Source organism: Paenibacillus terricola (genome assembly GCF_014779765.1).
Classification (GTDB): domain Bacteria; phylum Bacillota; class Bacilli; order Paenibacillales; family Paenibacillaceae; genus Paenibacillus_T; species Paenibacillus_T terricola.
In genome coordinates, this window is record NZ_JACXZA010000003.1 from 527,151 (window position 1) to 550,984 (window position 23,834).

17 protein-coding genes are annotated in these 23,834 nt (G+C 47.5%); 2 read left to right on the forward strand and 15 right to left on the reverse strand.

Annotated elements, in window-relative coordinates:
* Positions 1 to 47: 47 nt before the first annotated feature.
* The 10 genes from H8B09_RS14395 to H8B09_RS14440 form a co-directional block, all read right to left on the reverse strand.
* Entirely contained in the window at positions 48 to 1,565 is a 1,518-nt protein-coding gene (locus tag H8B09_RS14395) for an ABC transporter substrate-binding protein (RefSeq protein ID WP_191204206.1), read from the reverse strand.
* Positions 1,546 to 2,868 carry an ABC transporter substrate-binding protein gene (locus tag H8B09_RS14400; protein WP_191204207.1) on the reverse strand — a complete coding sequence of 441 codons (1,323 nt, stop codon included), beginning with the start codon at positions 2,866 to 2,868 and terminating at the stop codon, positions 1,546 to 1,548. The genes H8B09_RS14395 and H8B09_RS14400 overlap by 20 nt, the downstream gene beginning before the upstream one ends.
* A 69-nt stretch (positions 2,869 to 2,937) precedes the next feature.
* Positions 2,938 to 4,755 carry an ABC transporter ATP-binding protein gene (locus H8B09_RS14405; RefSeq protein ID WP_224753601.1) on the reverse strand — a complete coding sequence of 606 codons (1,818 nt, stop codon included), beginning with the start codon at positions 4,753 to 4,755 and terminating at the stop codon, positions 2,938 to 2,940.
* Between the two features lie 1,146 nt (positions 4,756 to 5,901).
* Positions 5,902 to 7,290, reverse strand: a complete 1,389-nt coding sequence (locus tag H8B09_RS14410; protein WP_191204209.1) for an ABC transporter substrate-binding protein — start codon at positions 7,288 to 7,290, stop codon at positions 5,902 to 5,904.
* 689 nt (positions 7,291 to 7,979) lie between these two features.
* A complete protein-coding gene (locus tag H8B09_RS14415) occupies positions 7,980 to 8,573 on the reverse strand; it encodes a thioredoxin domain-containing protein (RefSeq protein WP_191204210.1) in 594 nt (197 codons plus the stop codon).
* Between the two features lies 1 nt (position 8,574).
* On the reverse strand, positions 8,575 to 9,198 hold the full coding sequence (locus tag H8B09_RS14420; protein WP_191204211.1) for a MauE/DoxX family redox-associated membrane protein: 624 nt from the start codon (positions 9,196 to 9,198) through the stop codon (positions 8,575 to 8,577).
* 372 nt (positions 9,199 to 9,570) lie between these two features.
* A complete protein-coding gene (locus tag H8B09_RS14425; protein ID WP_191204212.1) occupies positions 9,571 to 10,959 on the reverse strand; it encodes an ABC transporter substrate-binding protein in 1,389 nt (462 codons plus the stop codon).
* A gap of 197 nt (positions 10,960 to 11,156) precedes the next feature.
* Positions 11,157 to 12,443: an ABC transporter substrate-binding protein gene (locus H8B09_RS14430; protein WP_224753602.1), complete on the reverse strand. Its 1,287-nt coding sequence runs from the start codon at positions 12,441 to 12,443 to the stop codon at positions 11,157 to 11,159.
* A 308-nt stretch (positions 12,444 to 12,751) separates the two neighbouring features.
* Complete coding sequence (locus H8B09_RS14435; RefSeq protein ID WP_191204214.1) at positions 12,752 to 14,059, reverse strand: ABC transporter substrate-binding protein; 1,308 nt, start codon at positions 14,057 to 14,059, stop codon at positions 12,752 to 12,754.
* Between the two features lie 275 nt (positions 14,060 to 14,334).
* Complete coding sequence (locus H8B09_RS14440) at positions 14,335 to 15,321, reverse strand: glycoside hydrolase family 43 protein (protein WP_191204215.1); 987 nt, start codon at positions 15,319 to 15,321, stop codon at positions 14,335 to 14,337.
* 169 nt (positions 15,322 to 15,490) lie between these two features.
* On the opposite strand from H8B09_RS14440, the gene H8B09_RS14445 reads away from it, so the two are divergent.
* Together H8B09_RS14445 and H8B09_RS14450 are read left to right on the forward strand one after the other, a co-directional pair.
* Positions 15,491 to 16,405 carry a helix-turn-helix transcriptional regulator gene (locus tag H8B09_RS14445; protein ID WP_191204216.1) on the forward strand — a complete coding sequence of 305 codons (915 nt, stop codon included), beginning with the start codon at positions 15,491 to 15,493 and terminating at the stop codon, positions 16,403 to 16,405.
* Positions 16,406 to 16,483: 78 nt separating this feature from the next.
* Positions 16,484 to 17,005 (forward strand): DinB family protein, encoded by a 522-nt coding sequence (locus H8B09_RS14450; RefSeq protein WP_191204217.1) that lies wholly within the window; start codon positions 16,484 to 16,486, stop codon positions 17,003 to 17,005.
* 75 nt (positions 17,006 to 17,080) lie between these two features.
* Here H8B09_RS14450 and H8B09_RS14455 read toward each other — a convergent pair whose 3' ends face one another.
* From H8B09_RS14455 to H8B09_RS14475, 5 genes are all read right to left on the reverse strand, one after another.
* Positions 17,081 to 17,917: a carbohydrate ABC transporter permease gene (locus H8B09_RS14455; protein ID WP_191204218.1), complete on the reverse strand. Its 837-nt coding sequence runs from the start codon at positions 17,915 to 17,917 to the stop codon at positions 17,081 to 17,083.
* A complete protein-coding gene (locus H8B09_RS14460) occupies positions 17,914 to 18,801 on the reverse strand; it encodes a carbohydrate ABC transporter permease (RefSeq protein ID WP_224753603.1) in 888 nt (295 codons plus the stop codon). Before H8B09_RS14460 ends, H8B09_RS14455 begins: the two co-directional genes overlap by 4 nt.
* A gap of 105 nt (positions 18,802 to 18,906) precedes the next feature.
* The gene (locus tag H8B09_RS14465) at positions 18,907 to 20,208 is read right to left on the reverse strand and encodes an ABC transporter substrate-binding protein (protein ID WP_191204219.1); all 1,302 of its coding nucleotides are present in this window, start codon (positions 20,206 to 20,208) and stop codon (positions 18,907 to 18,909) included.
* A gap of 166 nt (positions 20,209 to 20,374) precedes the next feature.
* Entirely contained in the window at positions 20,375 to 21,922 is a 1,548-nt protein-coding gene (locus H8B09_RS14470; RefSeq protein ID WP_191204220.1) for a response regulator, read from the reverse strand.
* The gene (locus H8B09_RS14475; RefSeq protein WP_191204221.1) at positions 21,903 to 23,708 is read right to left on the reverse strand and encodes a cache domain-containing sensor histidine kinase; all 1,806 of its coding nucleotides are present in this window, start codon (positions 23,706 to 23,708) and stop codon (positions 21,903 to 21,905) included. Before H8B09_RS14475 ends, H8B09_RS14470 begins: the two co-directional genes overlap by 20 nt.
* Between the last annotated feature and the right edge of the window lie 126 nt (positions 23,709 to 23,834).

Sequence of the window (23,834 nt, forward strand, 5' to 3'; positions counted from 1 at the left end):
CTAGTAATTGTTGCTATCGGATTCCTAATTAACCCTCTAGATCAATGCTATTGCACGCAAGATTCGGAATAATAGTAGCGAAACCACGACTGTATACATGCGTCGTATTCTGCCGGCTCATGCTTAAACTTGTTGAAATCAAGATCCAACGAATCGGCATATACCTTTAATGCATCTGGTACTGGAACTCCTCCGCGGATGGCGCTATAAGTCCTCGGCTGATCATACATAAAATCTCGCTGACTGCTGCCGATCGCGTTGTACATATACAGCGCTGCAGGAACGGAACGTTTGATCTCCTGCAGCACAATGGAATATCGTTCGTCATTCGCAGCTTCCTTGAGTGGATACGTCAAGTTACTCTGCATCGTGTTCGCAGCGATTTGCGAATCAATCGAACTTGGGTCCGCCGTCAAATATCGCATTAATTCCATCGCCAGCACCTTATGCCTCGACTTGGCTGTCATCGACAAACCCGATATCTGTGCAGGGTTGACGCCATTCAAGCCGCGTGGCAAAGCTGAGATTCCGATCCGCTCATCCTGTTGGGCAATCTCTTCATAGGTGTTAAGTCCACCGACGTTGAAACCATAAGCGAAATCGACAGCAAGCGCGATTCGGCCTTCTAACAAATCGTACGGAACCGGAATATAGGTTTCTATCGGGCCAATCGACCTCAGCTTGTAGTCTTCCAGCTTCGTACCAATTCCAGCAATCCACTCCGCTGCCTTCACGGCTTGAGGGCTATCGAGGTACCCGGCAAAGCTGGTACCATCCGTGCCAGCAATATGTCCGTTGTTCATGCTGGTTACCCATTCCAGCGTATAGGGAGATAGGGGTAGATAAACGTTCTGCCTCGCCGCTTTCAGCTTGGTAATTGTATCGTTAAGCTTATCCAAATCCCATTCGCTTGTCGGCGGATCAAGTCCCAGAGACAGGAACGTATCCTTGTTATAATACATAATCAACGGATTATTCTTGATCTTCACACCGAGCACATGCCCTTCACTCGATGAAATAATCGATTTGCTGAGATCTGTTTCATTCATCGGAAGCGGCTCGATGATGCCATATTGATACCACAATCGCATCTGATTAGGTGCCAATTCCACTAGATCCGGCACTTCATAAGGATTGGCATGCTTATACGATTCCGCTTCATTCGCCCATTTGGACGGCGTGCCGTGAGTGTCATTCCATAGAAACGTAAGGTGTACGTTCGGATGCAACTCTTGAAATTGCTTGATTCTGAGCGCCAGTGGATTATTCCTATTAGAATCAGCTACGTCAAGCGGACGCCACGATAAGAGTTGAATGGTTAACGTCTCAATCTCCTCCCCCGTCGCGAGGGTCTTCGCTTGTTGTTCTTCAGCGGAGGTGCAGGAAGATAGCAGCGTCATCAGCAGCAATAAGGCAGTAAACGAGGGGATTAATTTAGCAGCATGCATGAGCAGCTTGTTATTCTTCATTCGAGATCCATCCAATCTCATTAACTTCGGAGAGAACAGCAGCTTCCGATTGCGATTCGATGCGGCACTGCCCCAACTATTTCGTCTCGCCTCCAACGGATTTCCAATCCTCCTCCAGCTCCATCGCATACCGATGCAGCGCCTCGCGAATCGGCTGGCCGTTATGGATGTCTGCTAGCGGCTTAGGACTTTGCCACTGTGCGAAATAAGTCATCGGGAATGCTTCCTCATGCATATAGAGGGCAGCCGGTACGGATCGCTTCATCGCGCTAAGGATGAGTGCTTTCCTCTCCTGACTGACGGGTACTAAGAATGGTTTCATGTTAGCCTGCAGCGTATAGTCGGCGATATCCGAATACAGAGCATCCGTATCCTGCAGCAGAAAGTTCAGCAGCTTCATTGCCATCTCTTTGTGCTTCGACTGGGAGGGTATCGATAATCCCGATACTTGGGCTGGATTAATGCCCGTCATCCCGACGGGGAGACCCGCGATGCCGAACCTTTCATCGCGCTGCGAGATCTCCTCGTAATTATTCGGATCGCTCACTACCGCGTAATCGACAGCAAGCGCAATCTCTCCATCCAGAAAATCAAAGGGCATCGCCGGCGGAATAATGTTCGCCACGATTTTCTCTCGATATTTCGTTCCAACACTATCGAGCCACTCTACGCCATGCACCGTCTCGTCACTATCCAAATAGCCGCTGTATGTAATCCCATCTGCCGCCGCGATTCGTCCGCCCTTCAAGCTTGCCGCCCATTCCAACGTATACGGGTTCAGCGGTATATAGACCGTCTCACCCGCCGCTTTCAGTCTAACGATCGTATCGTTCAGCTTATTCAGGTCCCATTCTTCACTTGGCGTTTCTAGTCCAAGCCCCTGGAAAACCCACTTATTATAGTAAATAATCATCGGATTGATCTTGCTCTTAACGCCTAACACATAGCCGTCATTAGAGGCGATCACACCATCTCTGACAGCTGTTCGATTCAAATTCAAAGCTTCGATTCTGCCAAGCCGATATAACTCCTTCATCTGGTTCGGCACAAGCTCGACGATATCTGGAACATCTTTCGAATTTGCAAATAGATCGGTCGGCGTATCGCTCCGGATCCAACTCGTCCTCTTGGATTGATGGCTTGCATCCATGATGTTATAGTCCTGCACCCAGCGGATCGTGATGTCGGTATTCGGAAACAGTTGGCGGAATCCCTGGATGCGTTGGGCTAATCGATGGTGTTCGATTCCGTACATGGACCCATTAGCGGCAACAAGTTGGACCGTTAATGTTTCTTTCGTCTCATTCACCTTAGCTTCGTTGCCTGAAGTCGAAGAGAAACTGCAGCCAGTTAGCAGAATCTGTATAAACACTAATATTCCAAAAACAGAGCTACTCATGAACCCTACACTTCTATGGACTTGCAAGTTGATCTTCAATTCTCAGCAGCTACCTTCCCATTTACTTCCCTAACGATAGGACTGCGACTGTGTCTCGAACATCCGGCAATATTCGCCTTGCAGTTGAAGCAATTGTTCATGGGAGCCTTGCTCGACAAGCTCGCCGTTCTTGAGCACGAGAATTTGATCCGCCATCCGGCAGCTACCGAGTCGATGCGAAATGAGCAGCGTAATACGGCCCTCGGCCAGCTCAGCGAACCGCTTGAACAGCTCCGCTTCGGCCATCGGGTCCATCGACGCCGTCGGCTCGTCAAGCACCATAACCGATGAATCGCGCATGAACGACCTTGCGAGCGCGAGCTTCTGCCACTGTCCGACGGACAGCTCATACCCGCCTTCGAAGATCGGACCGAGCAGCGTATCTATGCCATCCGGCAGCGTCCGCACGACATCCGCAGCACCTGACCGCGCTGCCGCCACCTCGATTGCGGCCATATCCTCCATGCGGCTTACATCGCCGAATCCGATATTTTCCTTCGCGGATACCTGGTACCTGAGAAAATCTTGGAACACCGCTCCAGTCCGGTCGCGAAATGCGTTAGCGTCCAGCTCCTTCAAGTCGACGCCGTCGTACCGAACCGTGCCCGAATATTCTTGATACAGACCGATAAGGCAATTAACGAGCGTGCTCTTGCCCGCCCCATTCTCCCCGACGATCGCGACCGTCTGATTCGGTTCGATCCTGAACGATAAATCTTTAAGCACGGGCTTCGGACTGGTCGGATAGGAGAAGGTCAAATGTTCGACGGTAATGCCCTCCATAATCGGACGGTTTAATACATGTTGACCTTGCCCGTCTTCTTCCTCACCCGAATCCACAAAGTCGTAAAACTCGTTCATAACAAGCGTTTCCTCATAAATGGACGATAAATTTTGCGCGATCATCCGAAGCGATGATTGGGTTGAAGCAAGCACCTGCGCAATTGCAACATACGCGCCTAATGTCAGCCCCTGTGAATAGCAGACCCAAACCGCATAACAGGAGAACAAGAACGCAATCACACCGTTCAGTCCTTCAATGCCTATGCGCAGGCTTTGCGACTTCAGCTCCACCTTTTTCTGCTCCCCTGCGTTCTTCCAGAAGTATCCTCCCCAGTATTCAAGCAGCTTGCTTGCGTGCCGGTACAGTCTGACTTCCTTGGCGGACTGACGGTTGGTCATCAGATCGAAGAAGTAGAACAAGCGACGCGAGAACGGTGTCTGCACACGCATGAGCCAATACTTCCATTCTCCGATTCGCATATGTACAGCCAACGTCGGAACGACGACAATCATCATCCCCAGCGACAATACCCAACTGAAATGCCACAATACGAAGAAGAACGAAGCGACCGTCAGCAGTGATTGGCCAATGCCAAAAAACTGCTCGATCAGTTGAAAGCCCCGAAAAGAGACGTTCATCTTCGCCCGTTGCAACTGATCATAGTATTGCGGCTGCTCTAATCGAGATAGCGGAATGCTCATCGACTTCTCCGCCAGCATCGTTTCCATTGTGAATTGCGTCTTCTGCTTCAGCAGCATCGTCATATATTGGGCTAAGGCATCCAACAGCGCGCCGATCAGCAGCAGACCGCCGCTTGCTGCCAACCATTGGACAGGCGCAGACATCTCGCCATCGATTGTGAGCAATCTAGCGATCGCATCGGTCAATTCCTTTACAACCAACACTTGCAAGGAAGGAATGAAAGCGCTAACAGTTCGCAGAACGAGCAGCACGATAACAAGTGGCGCCGATAGACGCATAACAAGCGTCAACGAACGCCGCAGTATAGCTAATACACTACGAATGCCTAGGTTCGGTCTTTGAGTTTGATTCATCATCATCATCTTCTTCTTCTCCGTTACACGCATAGTATTCCGGTTGCTTAAGGTGGTGCCATAAGATCAGTTCAAGCATGATTTACCTCCTCGTGGCTTTTCACCGATTGGTACAAAATATGATTATACACTCGTGGCCCGCTGATCACCTTGATTCGTTTGGAGTTCGCGGTAGAAGGAGAACCTCTTCTTATTATTCTTCTGCTGCTTCTTCTTCGGTATTCAGGTGTGGAGCAGTTTTATGCTCCATGCTTTATTCCTCACGACCCATTCGCTTGGAGTTCTATTTGCAAGAAACGCGTTTAACGGCTACAAGCCGACTTTGACACGGTGTTAAGCGAGGGCGATTTACATTAATGGCTATACCAGATATCAAGAAGGTGAATAGTAACAAAATTTGAAATAAGAAAGCGACTCTACTAACTCCTTTTATTTAGAAATAACGAAAGAACACGGCTAATGCCGTGTTCTCAAAGTCAACACCAACAACTTAACAGCAACCATACGAATGATACCCGCCGCACGAATCCCCTACGAGAAGGGTAAGTTTACTTTGTCCACCATTACACGAATAAGCTATGCATTGGGATGGTAGTGCAGTACAAGATGCCATCAAGTTCACCTCCTTTTTTCCTATTAAGAACAATAGATCTTTTGTGTTCTTGTGTACATTTTAATTCTAATACAAAAATATGTATACCTGTCATAATATTGTATTTAAGTAACTATTACTCTACATAATCCCAGGTAAATTATTGGCTCTCTCGCCGTATCGGTTACATTTGCAAGCTGAAATGGATCACTCTTTTGGTACATAAAACGTAAGCTTGCAAGCATTGGACACATTTTGTTGATGAAGACTGAATCACCGTTGTTACTAGGGCTAGAGGCTGGAATAAGATATGTCGTGGTGTGGCGGTTCTACAACCATTAGTGTATGGAGAACTGCATTAAGGTAAAGGCGATTTCTCTATTCACCGCATCGCGACTTCGTTCTTCGCCGTCGATCTATCGAATCGCAACGAGTGCAGCATACAGGCCGATGGACGACAATCTCATTGGAGTTCATAGAGAAACGAAGCGCATGTCCGTCATGGCCCATCGGCGCATCTTTTTAGCACCCAATTATTAACAGTATTAATTTATTTGGTAGCCCTAATGCAACGCTAATGAGTTTACACAGGTGTCAGAATAAGACTTAGATGCGATACAGGCATCATATTCTGCCGGATCTCTGTTGAATTTTTTAAAATCAATATCCAGCCCCCCCGCATATGCTTTAAGCACTGACTGCACAGGTTGTCCGCTGCGAATTTCACTGTAAGCTCTTGGTCGATCTAACATAAAGACTCGTTGGCTTTCTAAATTATTAAACATATATAGTTCCGCAGGGATGGCTCGTCTTGTTTCCTGTAATACAATCGAATATCTCTCATCATTCATGGGTTCCTTAAGAGGGTATCTCAAATTACTTTCTATCGTGTTTACTGCAATCTCTTCATCGAGTGTAGCTGTATCTGCAGTCAAATAACGAAGCAATTCCATCGCCAATTCCTTATGCTTCGACTGAGATGTCATCGACAAACCTGATATTTGTGCAGGGTTGACTCCATTCAATCCATGAGGTAAAGCCGCAATTCCAATTCTCTCATTCTTCTGGACAATTTCTTCATAGCTATTAACGTCTCCTAAATTGAACCCATATGCATAATCCACCGCCAGAGCAATTCCACCTTCTAATAAATCATAGGGGATAGGGAAGTATGCTGTTATCGGACCTATGTGCCTTTGCTTATAGTCTTCAATATTCGTACCAACTCCAGCAATCCACTCGGCTGCCTTCACAGCCTGGGGACTATCCACATAGCCGGAAAAGGTATTACCGTCCGGCGCTGTAATATGGCCGTCATTTAAGCTGGTTATCCATTCCAGCGAATATGGAGTTAGAGGCAGAAATACATTCTTCCCCGCCTGTTTTAGACGAGCAATCGTGTCGCTCAGCTTGTCCATATCCCACTGACCTGATGGAGGTTCGAGCCCGAGCGATAGAAAGGTATCCTTGTTGTAATACGTGACCAATGGATTGATTTTGGTCTTCACTCCAAGCGCATAACCGTCTCTAGAAGTAATCAAATACTTACTCATTGCCGTTTCTTTCATCGGAAGAGGTTCAATAATGCCGTATTGGTACCAGAATCTCATCTGATTTGGCACCAGTTCGATTAGATCTGGTACTTCATCAGAATCAGTATGTTTGTAGGATTCAGCACTATTCAACCATTTTGACGGCGTACCATAGAAATCATTCCATAGAATTGTAATCCGTATGTCCGGGTGAATTTCACGGAACTGTCTGATTTTTTGCCCTAATGGATTGGTTACATTAGCTGATTCATACGGGCGCCAGGATACGAGTTGAATTGTTAAGGATTGACTGCCCTTTTCTATAGTAAGGGTGGCGGATTCTTGTACTTCAGATAACTTACAGCCTGAGAGTAACACGACAAATAGAAGTAGAACTCCCAGAGCACGTATAGCTCTCATGATGAGGTATCCCTTCCTCCATAAACATTATATTAACCACAATCCCCGCCTCTTTTGCTCTGTCAAATAACGAAGCAACTCCATCGCAAGCGTTTTCTGTGTTGACTGCGCCGCCATTGGCAAGCCGAGACTTAAGCTGGATTCAACCATACGCATACTCAACTGGTAGCACGTACTTTCCGTAAATCAGCCCGTACGACATCGGCATTGGTTCCCTTATAAAACGATATTCCTAGATAACGTCCCAATACTCACCATTCATTCCGTCACACATGTATAGCTCCTTGATCTGATTAGGTACAAGCTCCACAATGTCCGGTACATTCTCATCATCACTAATTATAGAGATCAGCTCGCTATGCAGTTCGAATCCAATTTGGAACGCGACTACTTAATTCAACTTTATAGTCCTGCACTCAACGAATCGTTTATTATTTCAACACTCCGTTAGCATTCACGAAACTATCGATTCTCCGAGCCAACAAGCGGTATTTGATTCCATGCATAGACCTGTTCATAAAGACTAACTGGACAGTTAATGTTTCCTTCGCATACTGATCCTCACAGATCCTGTCCAGTTCACTAGAATACGAAGATAGTACGCAGCCGTAAGTGTAATAGTAATAAGCAGAAGCTACTTATTAACATCACCTTTTAACGTTATGTACAACCATCCAGCTTTCTTCTATTTAAGCCTGTTGCTCTGCACTCGTTTTTTCGCGGTAGAAGGCAAATCTGTTTTTCTTCGATTGCTTTGGAACCCAGGTGCGGAGTAGATTGAACTGCTCTTCATTGGTAACTAATCCCTTAGAAACTACCTTTCCATCTGGTGACAGTAAATAACCGAATGGAAACCGCTTCGTTTGAATAGCATTTAAATCTTCATCCGTGATGCGCACGATTGGATAATTAAAATTATAGGAATTTCTTATTATTTCAATCTCATGCAATTCACCATACATAAGTGAGATAAGTCGATATTGATCACCATGCCTCTGAATGAATGGAGTTATTAAAGGATACAGTGCCTTGCAAGCACTACATGTTGGTGAAGTGATCAAAAGAATAGTCTTTTTACCATCTTGATCTCGAGTGCCTGCTTGTTCACCTATAATCGTGTTGAAGTATGTAACAGGAAATTCATGTCCTAATGGGGCTCCATTATCAGCAAACAACAACTCAGTGAGCTTTTGGGGCATATAAACCTGATTCCTTATACGTAGTACACTGATTGCTAACGTAATCACTAGAATCCACAAAACACCATACGCAATATTCTGCATGTTACACTCCTCCTACTTTTTTTACCTCACGATTAACAAACCCAAATAGTGCATACGGTAAGAGGATATAAACAAGAAGTACACCTAACGAGCTTGTAGCTACATAGAAGATATCCAAGAACTTAAAAGACATCCATTTAATACTTGCACCTGAAAAAAGTAGATACTGATCAATAATGAGGAGCAACACCACTCGAAGAAGTGTGTTCCAACCGAACGATTCTGGATTTAGATTACCAAAACAATTACATTTCACATCTAACTGAAGACGATAAGCCCGATATATTGACCATAAGAAGCAGCACAGCAATAATAAAATTAATAAATACGCAATAAACTGCGTCATTGCAAAAAATAGCATGACAGAAGCCGTAAGTTCTAGTAAAACAACTCCGATTGCGAAAGGCCTGATTAATCGTTTGTTGATACTGAGATGCTCAAATGTTAACTTGAATTGTTCAAAGCCAAACAACTTGGCTAAACCAGATATCAAGAAGGTGAATAGTAACAAAGTTTGTAATAAGAAAGCCACTCTACTAACCCCTTTATCTTGAAATAATGAGAGAACACAGCTAATGCTGTGTTCTTTTCTCAAAGTCAACGCCAACAACTTAACAGCAACCATTCGAATAATACCCGCTGCACGAATCCCCTACGAGAAGGGTCATCTTACTACTTGATATTGTCCAACATTACACAAATAAGCTACGCATGAGAGTGGTAGCGGAGTACAAGATGCCATTAAATTCACCTCCTTTCATATTGAGAAAATGAGATTCATACCAACTCAACCTTTCTCACTAATATCCGTATATATTATTTCATATTTAACTATAAATTACTTTATATCCAACAATGACAAAACCCGTCACATTCTTGTTTTTCACCCCTCATTTCTATGTCAGTTTATACACGATACACGCTAGTAAACAGCCAAGGAACCGAAATCGTCTTCTAATTGAGAAGCTCTTATGCCTATCTCATTCGTAACCCTTGCTCATTGGATACACGTATCGGAATACGCCGTCCACGGGCGCATACATGAGTCCAACGCATCCGAATCTTTTTTGAAGTTCCGAAAATCGCTTTCGATTTTGTCTGCATATTGGTTCAGCGCTTCTTGCACGGGCCCTCCGTTCATAATCTGTCTGAAGGCAGCAGGCCCCCATATTATGAAATCCAATTGAGGTTGATAGTTCTCGAACATATACAGCGCTGCCGGAATGGCCCGCTTCGTCTCATTGAGCACAATAGAAGCATCTGCGGCACTGACTGGATCAGTTGGCCGCTTCATATTCTCATGCAGCGTGTTCATCGCAATCGTATGGAATAGCTCATCGGTATCCGTGCTCAAATACCGCAGCAGCTCCATCGCGAGCCGCTTGTTTCGAGACTGGGAAGTAATCGATAAACCAGCCATTTCAGCCGGGTTAACGGCATTCGTTCCACGTGGAAGAGGAGCGATGCCAATATTATCATCCCGCTGCGTAATCTCGGCATAGCTGTTCGTTTGACCGATTAAATAGCCATAAGCGAAGTCGAATGCCAATCCGATTTTGCTCTCCAGCAAATCATATGGAACAGGAGCGTAGAAGTACAACGGAGCTAAAGGCCGCTTCGTATATTGCTCGATCCTCGTCCCAACCGCTGCAATCCAGTCTGCAGCTTGCACAGCCTGGTCACTGTTGACATAGCCCGAGAAGGTCATACCGTCCGGTGCAACGATTCGCCCGCCATACATACTCGTGATCCATTCCAGGGTGAAGGGGGTAAATGGCAAATACACATTCTGTCTAGCGGCTTGCAGCTTCACAATCGTGTCGCTTAACTTGTCCATATCCCAATCGCTTGAAGGGGGATCGAGATCAAGTGATTGGAATACATTCTTGTTATAGTAGGCAATGAGCGGATTGATCTTGGTCGTCAATCCTAATACATAGCCATCATTCGAGGTAATGACGTACGGACTGAGCGCCGTCTCTTTAATATTCAGCGGCTCGATAATGCCATATTGGTACCAGAACCGCATTTGGTTCGGTACAAGCTCGATAATGTCAGGCATATCGTCCGCTCTCGAATGCTTCTTATAGGCTGCTGCCTGCTGTACCCATGGCGATGGGTTTCCGTAGTAGTCGCTCCATTGGATGTTAATCTTGACGTTTGGGTGCGCTTCTTGAAACCGAGAGATTCGATGGTACAGGTCGTGACGACTCCCGCTGGGACCGTGAAACCAAGAAATAAGCTGGAGCGTCAGCGTCTCAGGCATATCCTGAACGGCCTGTTCATCCGTACTTGCGTTCTCTGTACGCGCTTTATTAGATGCTATACAGCCGCTTAATAGAATAGTGATAAGTAGTAAGCAGCTGATACAGGCTTTACGCTTCATGACAGGCACTCCTTTAGCGATAGCGCGATATTTTGCGATATTTATAACATATTCACTTCATTATCCATCACATGGAAAAGCCTTCTAAATATTGTTCCTCATTCGCCGCGATTTCGATCGGTCATTGAGAGTCCCAACTTTCGGGGATTATACCCATTTCTTAAGATACAGATACAGGCTGCCATTATTAAAACTACTCATTGCTTCAATTGATCGATATATTGCTTCAGTTGATCAATCTCGCCTTGTCCATCTCTGATCGCTATAAGCGGATTAGGTATGGCTGTTTTATAGTAGGTATGAATCACTGCTGTCGTGTTCTCATGCATGTAAAGCGTTGCCGGCACTGAGCGCTTCATTTCTTCCAATACAATTGATTTTCGTTCTTCGCTCACGGGCATATTAAGCTCCTTCATAAAAGCGTTTAACGTATGCGTTGCAATATTTGAATTAAGTGTGCTTCTATCCTTGGTTAGATACCGTAGTAATTGCATAGCCAAGTCTTTGGATTTGGATCTCGAAGTTAACGATAGCGCAGATATTTGGGCCGGATTAATGCCGTTCTCTCCTCTTGGTACTCCAGCTATATGAATCTGTTCGTTACGCTGTGCGATTTCCTCATAGCTGTTCACACTTGATGGTAAAAAACCGTATGCATACTCGATTGCCAGCGCGGTCTTCCCTTCCATCAAAATATAAGGAAACATATTTTCCGTATTAGAACCTTCTGGAAATTCTATCTTCGTCCCAATACTTGAGAGCCATTTGGCGGCCTTTAACGTCTCTTCACTGTCTAGGTAGCCTGTGAATGTTGTACCGTCAGCCCCCACAATGCGACTACCAAACAGACTGGCTGCCCACTCCATTGTGTATGGTGACAGTGGGATGTAAACCTCATATCCAGCGGCTTTCAGAATGCCAATTGCCCTATTAAGCTCACTAATCCCCCACTGCTCCGAAGGTGGATCAATACCTAATGATTCGAATATTTCCTTGTTATAGTAGAGAAGCAACGGATTGATTTTGCTCTTGACGCCGAGAACATACCCATCATTAGAAGTAATCACGTATTCATCAAGTGTTGACTCATTCATGTTTAAAGGTTCGATCCTGCCAAGTCGATACAAATCTTTCACTTGATTAGGCACAAGTTCAACGATATCCGGCGTTTTCTGCGCATCGTCGTTGTACAAATACGATGGATCCGTTGTTTTGAACCATGATGCCTTTCGTCCATTACCATAACCTTGATTCCAGACGATCTTGATCTCCACATTAGGATGTTCTTGCTGGAAGAGCCCGATTCTATGCGCTAATGAGTGATCTTTCGGCATTAGAGTATTCCAAGCGATTAGTTGGATCGTAAGCGATTGTTTCTCGTCGTCTGCATCCTGCAACCCATCATTCTGAGCGTTCAAGCTTGTACAACCGGATAATAGAATAACAATAAGCAACAGAACCCCAACGAAGCTCTGCCGCATCATAACCCCCCTCGTAAAAATGCATAAATCTCGTTCTCCACGCTAACGAGCAGCCAAGATGCTGAATTCTTCCGACTGAGCAGCGTATCTCTTCAACACATCAATGGTGTCACGCATATCGTCGGCCCTAGTTTTCTCGTTATCGATTACATTAAACTTACTAAATCATCCACTTTATAGAAAACCCGTTGAATTCTAGAACTTCGCATATATGGAACTTGATTGCTCTCTATACGCAATAAAAGCCCGATTCCGTAATGGAATTGGGCTTTATAGATTGAATTATTCACGCTTGTAATGCTGCTTTCTTGCTACCATTTACCTCTTTGGTCTGGAAACTTCGACTCGACGGCGTCAGTAAGATTTTGGAGGGTAGGCTTGATTGAATCAGGCTCGAACAACTTCTTGATGGCGTCTGTAATATTAGCAGGAGGCAAATACAGGATACCATAATTACCAATAATGCTTGGATTAAGCTGAAAGGTTGAAGGTGTAGCAACCATCGTTTCCAAATCCATTACTCGCAGCAGTTCTTCCTGCTGTACAAGAGGACTATCACTGAATCTATGTTCCCTCTTCCCCAGCGCATTATAGTTAGCGAAGTTCACAGCGTCTTCACCGTTACCTGCTAATTCTTTCAGGAGCGCCTCTGCCGCTGCCTTGTTCTTTGACTGACTGGATATCGCCAACCCGGTTATATAGGTTGTATTATGCCGTTTCCCATCCGCAAACAACGGCATTCGGGTAATTCGCAGGTTCATATTGTCCTTAAGCAAGCTGTATAGTTCAGAAGGTCTGCCCATTCCAAGTGCCTTATCACCTTTCACACTCATACTTCGGGACCGCTGCTCTCTTATATCCGAGACATAACGATTGAATGCCGAAACGGTTGATTCACTGTCCAGATATCCGGAGAAGTGCATCCCATCATTCGATGCATACGAACCTCCTAACCCCTGTATGATGGGTTCAACTAAATTGAAACCACCATCTGGATAACCTTCTGGAATATCAGTCATATAGTTTTCTTCAGCCAGCCGCCGCGAAGCAGAGATGAAATCATCCCATGTCCAGTTGTCATCCGGCAACGGAATACCTAATTGTCCGAACACCTGTTCATCGTAATAGACAATGACCGGTTCGTTACTAATCGGAAGCATCCACGCTGATCCATTCACTCTCGTCTTATCAATCAACTGCTCATAGGGTGTTGCTAAACCTAGATTTTGGATTAATGTGTCGAGGTTTTCTAACTCATTCGGATTGGCCACCCACCGAATCTGATAAGGCACTACCTCCATGATATCAGGCAGTGGATCTTGAGGAATTGTAGAGGCCTCACTCGTAATAAAGCTAATATTGATCATTTCAATATCGAGATCGGGATGCTTAGCCTGAAAATCGATTAAGCGATCATAAATCGGCCCCGTCACGGAATGATCAAGCGGATGTACTTGTCCCTTCGAAGATGCACCTGTGTCGATTGCAATCCGCAGTTTCCCCGACAGATGCTCTTCATCCACCATCAAATCTGAATGTCTACTGCATGCAGATGCGGGCAGTAGCAGAACCAAGACTATCGATAATGTAAATATTCTTCTTCTCAACAAGTAAAACATGATCATTCCCCCTTGAACGTCTGTTCACTTCCGCTTATCCATATCCCAATCGCTTAAAGGAGGGTCAAGTCTTAACGATTGGAATGCTCTTAATCTCACGACTACTCTTCCTTCCTCGGTTGTGCAAACACCCGTTGGCTAATTCACATTTAATTTACCGAAATATCCACTTTATAGGAAACCCGTCGGAATCTAGTACTTCAAACGTTTGTTTGCTGCGCGCAACAAAAAAAGCCCGATTCCGCAAGGGAATCAGGCTTCGTACATCGGACTTCCTATTCTTGGTAAGGATCGATCGTCTGGATCGTTCCGTCTTCATTATAGTGGAGCTCCGTGTATTTCACAGAGCGCTTATGGTTCACGCCCTCCGACAACGAGCAGTCGTGGTAGAACAGGTACCATTTGTTCTCGAACTCCACGATCGAGTGGTGCGTCGTCCAGCCGATAACCGGCGTCAGAATCGTGCCCTTGAATGTGAATGGACCCATTGGGTTCGTGCCGACCGCATAGACGAGCTTGTGCGTCGTGCCCGTCGAGTAAGACAGGTAGTACAAGCCGTTATACTTGTGCATCCATGGACCTTCGAAATAACGACGGTCCTCGTCGCCAGCAACGATCGGATTGCCGTCCTCGTCAACGATCGAGATCTCATGAATCTCCGAAGCGAACGACTTCATATCTTCGCTCAGACGTACAACGCGCGGGCCGATTGCAGGCGCGTCAGCCGCTGGACCTTCTGTAACCTCCGGCTTGAAGGTGCCGGTCTGCCATTTCTCCAGCTGGCCGCCCCACAGACCGCCGAAGTACATGTAAGCTTCGTTGTCTTCGTCGACAAGCACAGCGGGATCGATGCTGTAGCTGCCTTCCATGTAGTTCTCTTCCGGCTTGAACGGGCCCGCCGGCGATTCGCTTGTCGCTACGCCGATGCGGAAGATGCCGTCATGGTCGCGCGCCGGGAAGAACAGGTAGTACGTGTTGTTCTTGTAAGCTGCATCAGGCGCCCACATCTGCTTGGAAGCCCAAGGCACATCGCGCACATGAAGCGCTTCGCCATGGTCGACTACTGGGGATTCGAAATTATCGAGCGACAGGATGTGGTAATCTTCCATCGCATATTGGTCGCCATTATCGTTGTCCGGACCATCGTGGTCGAGATCGTGCGACGGGTAAACGTATATTTTGCCATCAAACACGTGAGCGGACGGGTCTGCTGTATAGATGTGTGTCACAATCGGCTGATTTGGTTTCGGTGCATTGGACATGGTATAACCTCCAGTCAGAATACGTTTTCATATAGAGTAAGTTTAACGGCTAAATAAAGTTTTGGCAATCAGTTAAATTATATACGAATACCTATGAAAATATAGATTTATAATCGGGCTTGAGTTGTTTAAGATGGTTATGATCTACCTTACTAGCGAGGTGCCCCTTATGAAATTAGAACGTTTGATCTCGATCATCTACAAATTGCTGAACCACGATGTCTTGTCGGCTTCTATGCTAGCGGAAGAATTCCATGTGTCCCAGCGAACGATCTATCGGGACATTGATGTCATCTGCGCCGCGGGAATCCCCGTCGTATCCTATCAAGGGATGAAAGGCGGATATGGCATTATGGACGGCTACAAAATGGATAAAAGTCTGCTCGGCTCCTACGATGTCAGTTCGCTTATCACCGTCCTGCACAGTCTCTCCACTGTATTCGAAGATGACCGAGCGCAGGGAACGATCGATCGTCTGAAGACGATTGGGTCGGAGCAGGACTATGCGAGCCTTTCAGTTAATCTTGATACCAACCAGACGAATCCAGCGTCTCTTCCGCTTCTTCGCAAAGCCATCGCCGAACGAAATGTCATTCGGTTCGATTACATTAATGCGAAGAACGAGCGGTCAACCCGCGAAATGGAGCCTCTGCGGCTTCATTACAAATACAGCAACTGGTATGTATACGGCTATTGTCTCACGCGGCACGATTATCGGGAATTCCGTCTATCGCGGATGCTGGATGCCCGCGCAACTGATCGGTTGTTCCAACCGCATGAGGTGACGCATAAGGCAGATTCATTAAACAGCGCCTGGACGGAATCGGTGGAGGATGTCGTACTCCTTGTCCATCCATCTGCGTTGTCAGATGCGATGGATCATTTTCATCACGCAGATAAGCAGTTTCATCCCGATGGCAGCATGACGATGCGCATCCCGATTCATCGGCCATTAGAGGCACGATGGTTATGGTCCATCCTGCTCAGCTTCGGCAGCGGAGCCGAAGTGCTTGAGCCAACAGAGCTGCGAAGCATCTTGAAGGAGCAGCTTATCGAATCCCTCAAACTTTATGAGGAAGTATGACAGCCTTTTGTCATACTTCCTTTTTTATAATGACAGCATGAACGAATTCAAATCCAAACTCATAAGGAGAGGTTACGAATGACAAACCATATTGCAGAGATGCTCAACTATCACACTTGGGCGAATCAAACCCTATTGGGTCATGTAAAGGCACTCCCATCCACGGTGCTGCATCAAGATTGCACCAATTCCTATCAAACGATCGCTCATGCTTTCAGCCATATCTATGCGGTAGATAAGATGTGGTATCTGGTTCTAACAGGCACGACCATGCAAGAAGCACTTGCGGCTACAATGTCGTTGAATTTGAACGCTTTGGATACAATCGAGGAATATGTGGGTAAATACGCCGAATTGGCGGATCAATACAAGCACTGGCTGAACAGTCATACTGATCTTGAGCACACCATTCTCCTTGATAATCCTTACGCTGGAGTCCGCCAAACGCGGTTATCGGAAATCATGCTGCAAGTCGTCACTCACGGTAATTACCACAGAGGCAACATTACGACGATGCTGCGCCAGCTGGGACTCGCTTCAACGATGACCGATTATGCGTTGTTCTGGTACCAGCAGCCAGTGGTTGAAGAGGCCATCTAGTGGATATCTTCCTATAAAACAACAAAAAGGTTGAGCAGCCGATCTGCTCAACCTTTCTGTTGCATATACGAACCTCTATCCCTTCACTGCACCGTTAGTCAAGCCGCTAACGATATAGCGCTGAACGAAGATGAAGATGAGAACAACGGGGATGATGCTGACCGTACCGAATGCCATCGTATTGTTCCACGACGTGCTCTGGAAGCCGAGGAATGTGTAGATGCCGGCTGTTATCGGACGCATGCTTTCTTTGCTGATGAAGGTCATGCCGTAGATCAGATCGCCCCAAGCGAACAGGAACGAGAAGACCATGACGACGACGACTCCTGGCATCGCAATCGGCAGCATAATGCGGAAGAACGTTCGAATCGTTCCGCAGCCATCGATCTTCGCCGACTCTTCCAGCTCCTTCGGCAGTCCGGCGAAATAGGTGCGAAGCGTAACGACAGAGAACGGAATGCCGATCGTCGCGTTCGCTAGAATCGTACTCCAATAAGTAGGTCCAATAAGGCCGAGATGTTTGAACAAAATGAACAACGGCGTCAGGATTAGCGAAGACGGCAGCATCTGTGTCACCAAGAACAGCAGCAGGAAGAAATGGCTGCCTGGGAACTTGTATCGCCCCAGCCCATATGAGGCTGGGATCGCCAACACCGTTGCAATTATAAGCGAACCGAATGCGATAATCGCACTGTTCTTGAAGCCATTGAAGATGTTATACGAGGAGCCAGATAGCTGCTCCGTATAAGATTTGATATCAATCGTATGCGGGTACCAAGTGACGGGCGTTCGGAAGATTTCCCCCTCCGGCTTAAGCGACGTAACGATCATCCAGTAGAGCGGGAAGAGAAACAATACCGTAACCGCGATGCCAACGATAGGGAGCAGCCACGCTGAATAACGCTTCTTCATGAACTGCTCACCTCTTCTCTTCGAACCATCCATAAGTATAAGATGCCGACAATAAACAGAATGACGAACATGACATTGGCGGCGGCAGCGCCTTGGCTGAACTTGAACATTTCGAACGACAGCTTGTAAGCGTAGGTCGACATCATCTGCGTGGCATTCACCGGACCGCCATGCGTCGCGATAAGGACGAGCTCGAACACCTTGAACGTATATATGAAGCCTAGAACGAGCAGCGAGTAAATGGCCGGTCTCAACAGCGGCAGCGTCAGCCGGAAAAACTTCTGAATCGCATTCGCCCCATCAATCGACGCGCTCTCGTAAATATCCTTAGGAATCGTCGTTAAACCGGTCGTCAGCAGAATCATATTGAACGGGATGCCGATCCACGTGTTCGCAATAACGAGCGTAATCATCGCAGGAACGGGCGTCACGAGCCAATCGACATGAGAGCCTAGATGCAATTGGCTGATTAGTTCGTTCACGACCCCATCGCCGCTGAACATGAACTTGTACATCATCGCGGTAATCGTCGCTGGCAGCAGCCAACTGATCATAATGAATCCACGCAATCGCTGAGCGAATCGGAACGACTTGGAGAACAGCAATGCGAATGCCAAGCCGATAATAAACTGCAGCACGATACAGGATACGGTATAAATCATCGTGTTCACGATTGATGTAACGAGAACGCCTTCCTCGAATAAATCCTTGTAATTCTGAAGCCCTACGAAAGGCTGCTCCCCATGCGAGACGTTCATAACGTTCACATCAAGCAAGCTGAGCCGTATGTTATCGATAATCGGATATCCAACAAAGAACAGCATGTAAATCAAAGCGGGCAGTACTAGCACATAGCCCGTTATTGTTTGATGTCTGCTCAGCAAGGCCTTCACCACCCTATTAATCGCATTTGGAGTACGACGCGACTGTATCGCACGCACCGTACTCCAATCGCCTCTATCTATTACAGGTCGTTCTGAACTCGAACATTATTTGCCAAGAATCTTATCGATCTTCGCTTGCGCTTCCTTCGCATTGTCTTCCGCCGAGCCGCTGCCAAGCAGCGTCTTGTCGAGCGCTTCCGACAGTGCGTTGGAGATTTCAGGCCACTTCGGATGCGGACCACGCGGTTGCGCGTAGTTCATGTTATCTGCGAATACTTTGAGCTGATCGTTATCTGCCCAGTACGGATCAGCAGCAACGTCTTTACGTGCTGGGAAGTAGCCGAAGCCTTGTGCGAAGCCTTTGAGAACGTCCGGCGATTCTACGTACATTGCGAAATCTACCGCTTGGTCAACATGCTTGCCGTTAACGATACCGAGGTTCTCGCCGCCGAGGACGGAGGAATACTGCTTATCTTTCGGTACGAGCGCGATGCCGTACTTCAGATCAGGCGCGTTCGTTGCAAGTTCTGGCAGCTGCCATGGTCCGTTGATCATCATGGCGATTTTGCCGGAAGCGAATTGTTTCATCACGTCTGCTTGCGTCCAGTTGATGACGTCTTTGCTCATCGAGCCGTCTTTCACGAGGTCTGCCAAGAAGCCATAAGCTTTGGCGCCTTCCGCGCCGCCAACATGATCGAATGTTGCGCCTGCCGACAGCAGCCAAGGCAGGAATTGGAACGTACCTTCTTCGTTGCCTGGTGCCGCGATGCCGATCCCCGTTACGCCGTCCTTCGTGAGCGCTTTCGCCGTCGTGCGCAGCTCATCCCAAGTCGTTGGAGGCGTTACGCCTGCATCCGTCAGCATCTTCTCATTGTAGAACAGAGCCAAGTTGTTGCTGCCCAGCGGAATGGCATATTGCTTGCCGTCCAGAATCGTCGAAGACCAAGGACCAGGGAAGAATTGATCTTTGTCCGCCCAAGCGTTGACCTTATCCGTAATATCTGCGAACAGGCCCATTGCCGCGTAAGCAGCCGTATCCGGGTTGTCGATTACGACGATATCCGGCAGATCGGAAGCAGCGAGACCAACCGACAGCTTTTTCTTGAAATCGGCGAAAGGAATGAATACCGGTTCGATTTCAACATTCGGATTTTTAGCCGTATAACCGTCCGTCAATGCTTTGATTTTGTCGAAGCGCTCTTTGCCTTCAAAATAGAACCAAAGGGTAAGCTTCGTTTTCTCTGTTGCGTCTGTCTTTGCTCCGGAGTCAGTCGTAGTTGCAGCGGACGTGTCCGTTTCCGTCTTCGTGGTCGTCGAGGAAGTGTCGTTGTCTTTGTCAGAAGAACCGCATCCTACAAGACCGGTAACGAGCGCTGCCATAATTAGGCCAGCTGCCATCTTTTTCATGCCTTGAACCCCCTAAGTGATCATTGTTTGTGCTTGCAAACTTAGTGTATCGAAATGAAAGCGCTTAGAAAATTTCATAATCATCCGAAAGGTGGATATATTTCATGTGACTTTGTAACTATTACATGTGTGTTCAAAATCCAGCACCAGCTTTATTGAACTAACTCTATCTTGCATTTAATTTCTGATATTCTCCTGGCGTCATCCCCGTAGCTTCCTTGAATACGCGTGAAAAATATTTCGGATCCGGGTATCCGACCTGCTGCGCAATCTCGAACGTCCGCAGCTCGCTTCCGAGCAGCAGCTCTTTCGCTTTGCGCAGTCTCAGATCCCGAATGTACGCCGAGAACGGCCTGCCGACTTCTTTATTGAATTGGCCGCTTAGATAAGCCATCGTCACATGGAGATTGTCCGCGATCTCGTCGAGCGTGATGCCTTCGGCATACTGCTCCTGGACGATGCGGACCGCTTTCTGGATAAGCAGACTGTAGACTGGCATCTCTGCCGGAGTATCGATTGCGAGCAAGGCATCGACGATTCGATTCATAGTCTGCTTGAATTGCGTTATCGACCGGATGTCTCGCAGCGACCGCTGCCATTCGCCTTTAAGCGGCTCAGGCAGCACGAAGCCATGTACATCGCCTGCCAGTTTCAGCATGTAGGAGATGAATCGGATGCTGTATTCTATCGTTAGCGCAGGACCATACTTCATGTCCTTGAACTCGCTCACCCATTGAAGGAGCTGCTTCTCCAGCTCTCGGCGGTTGGCGGTTACAAGCGCACGCGAACATTTGCCCTCCAGCAGCAGCGGATACGGAAGCTCGCGCAGCGCCAGCCGGTTCACATCCTGGGGGCGGATCGCCCGCTTATTGCCCAGCACCATCGACCATTTCGCCAGCTCAAGCAGCTCTTCCATGTCCCGCTTCAGATTGGACAACCGCGTCGCTTCGCCAAGACAGTATTGCACCTCGAGCCCTGTCTTGCCGATCGCCGGAAGCAGTCGTTCTTCTACGAGCTGAGCGGCATCGGATGTTGCGACTGCTTGTGCCTGCACGACGCAGATCAGAATGCTGCGTGAAGCAACCCCGAATACGGTGCAGATTCCGCCGAGAGTCTTCCACTCGGATTCCAGCAACGATCGCAGGTTGGACAGCTGTTTGTCCGCAGCGCCGCTATAGGAAATGACAGAAAGATGAAATGGCCGATCGTCGCGGAAGCCCAACTTCGCTCGAATGCGGGTCTCCTGCTGTACTGCTTCCTCTCCAGCCGAGTCCATTAATCTTAAGAACATAGAATCGATTGTCCCCGGCTCTTCTTCCGACGGAGCTTGCGTCTGTTGTTGTTGCTGCAAGTCTGCTCTTATGTTATCGAGCGCTTCGCGCAGATCCGGCACCGTAATCGGCTTCTCCAGATAATCGCTCACGCTCATTTTCAACGCCTTCTGCGCATATTCGAACTCGGAGTAACCGGTTAGAATAATCATTTTGTGACGGAAACCCTTGCTTCGCAATTGACTGAGCATATCCAATCCCGACATGCCGGGCATATTGATATCTGTAATGACAAGATCAGGCTTTGTCTGCTCGATCACAGCCAACCCATCGATCCCGTTAGCTGCTTCGCCTACAACCGCATCGCCTAGATCAAGCTTGCCGATAAGACGAATGAGTCCTTCTCTCGAGTTATGTTCATCCTCAACCACGACGATCCGCATCTTGTTCTTCCCCCTCTGCATCGATCGGCAGCGTTATGGTAACGACCGTTCCTTGTCCCAGCTCGCTCTGGATGTCCAGATGGCCGCGGCTTCCGTAATAGCTGTGTATTCGGTCTGCGACGTTGCGGACGCCAAGTCCGCTTCCCCCCGCTTCGTTCCCCTCCGAATGATGCTCCGAGATAAGCGCCTTCCTCTTGTGCTCGGGCATTCCTACACCGTTATCCTCAATCCGGATCATCAGCTGGTTCGTATCCAGCTCCTTCACGACGATCCGAAGCAGCCCCCCGCTGTTCACGCCATAGAAACCATGTATGATTGCATTCTCGATAAAAGGCTGAAACGTCAACTTATGTACCTGGTGATGGTACAGCTGCTCTGGACATTCGATCTCACAGCTGAACGATGAGCGAAACCGATGCTGCTGCAGAAACACATACGAGTTCATCCATCTCAGCTCTTCCCGCAGCGTCACTCGCTTGTTGCTGTCCTTCACGCTGTAACGAAGAATTTGCGCCAGCTCCTTCAACATCTGGCTGATCTGATACTCTTCCTTCTCAATTGCCATCCAGTTGATCGAATCTAACGTGTTATATAGAAAATGCGGGTTGATCTGCGCCTCCAACGCCCGGATCTCCGCTTCCTTCTGCTTCTCGACCGCGCGCTTCGATTCATTCATCAGCTCGCTGACCCGCAGCATCATCTTATTAAAGCTAAGCGCAATGACCGACAAGTCATCATGCGTCGTCCCTTCAACCTGCACATCAAGCGTCCCGTGCTGGGCGGTCCGCATCGCCTTCAGAATGCGACGAATCGAACGAGTTAACCGTCCTGAGAAAATGGTTATCAGAATAACCGTCAGCACCGCAGCCGCTAATGCCGAGTAAAGAGTGAGATGCTGCATCGCGTACATTTCTTTGAACAACTGATTCTGATCGACGAGGTTGTTCACCCACAGCCGGCTCGACTTATTGTAGTACGTGTTCAGAATGGTAGAGCTGGTCACGATATCGTTCACGTTCTGGCCAATTTGCGTCTTGTCCGGTGAGGAGACGATCGTTCCGGTCTCATCCGTCAGGAAGTTTCTTTTGTTCAGCCGCGGCGAATTCAACATTTCATCGGAATCTTCAAGATTGATCGCTTGGGCCAGAACCGATTCATACACCGTTATAACGGCGACACCTATCGGCTCCAAGCTGGCAACATTAAGATCGCTTAATTGCCGTGCCAGATGGAAGCCATACTGCTCGTCGTTGTTGATCGTATCAATCTTCAGCGGCGGCGTAATGACGGACCGCCCTTTCCCTTCCAATGCCTGCTGATAGATCGGCAGATGGATAAGGTCCTTCTCGCTGGACCACATATTATCGTAAGGAGAGCCGGTCTGTCGGTCGTAAGTGATTAAGGTGTTGTTCGCAGTAAAAATAGCAATGCTCCGTATTCCTTCTTTGGCATAGGAATACCGGGATAGGATGTTAATGAGTCTCCGTCGGCTGAACTCTGGCGAGTCCGTCGCTGGGTCGTTGATTTCTTTGACCAGACTCATCACGTTATCGTCCGTAAACACTTGAAAGAGCAAATCCTCGTAATCTTGCATGGACGTATCCAAGTTCTTCGAGGTCTGCAGCAGATTCACTTTGATCAAATCGTTCATATTCGTCTTCATTGCTACCGTCGAGGTGTAATACGACATCATCTCGACCCCTAGCATCGGAAGGAGACTAACGAGCAAGAAGGTGACAAGCAGTTTATTGCGGAAGCTGATGCCTTTCTTGAACGACTTATCCATCCTGGATCTTCCCTTTCTTTTGCATCTTTGCCTAATAATCATACGTCAGGACGCGGTTGGTGAAAGCGTTTTTATGGTGGAAATATTATAGATTGGTGGAGAAATATGAGGTAAAATCACACAAGA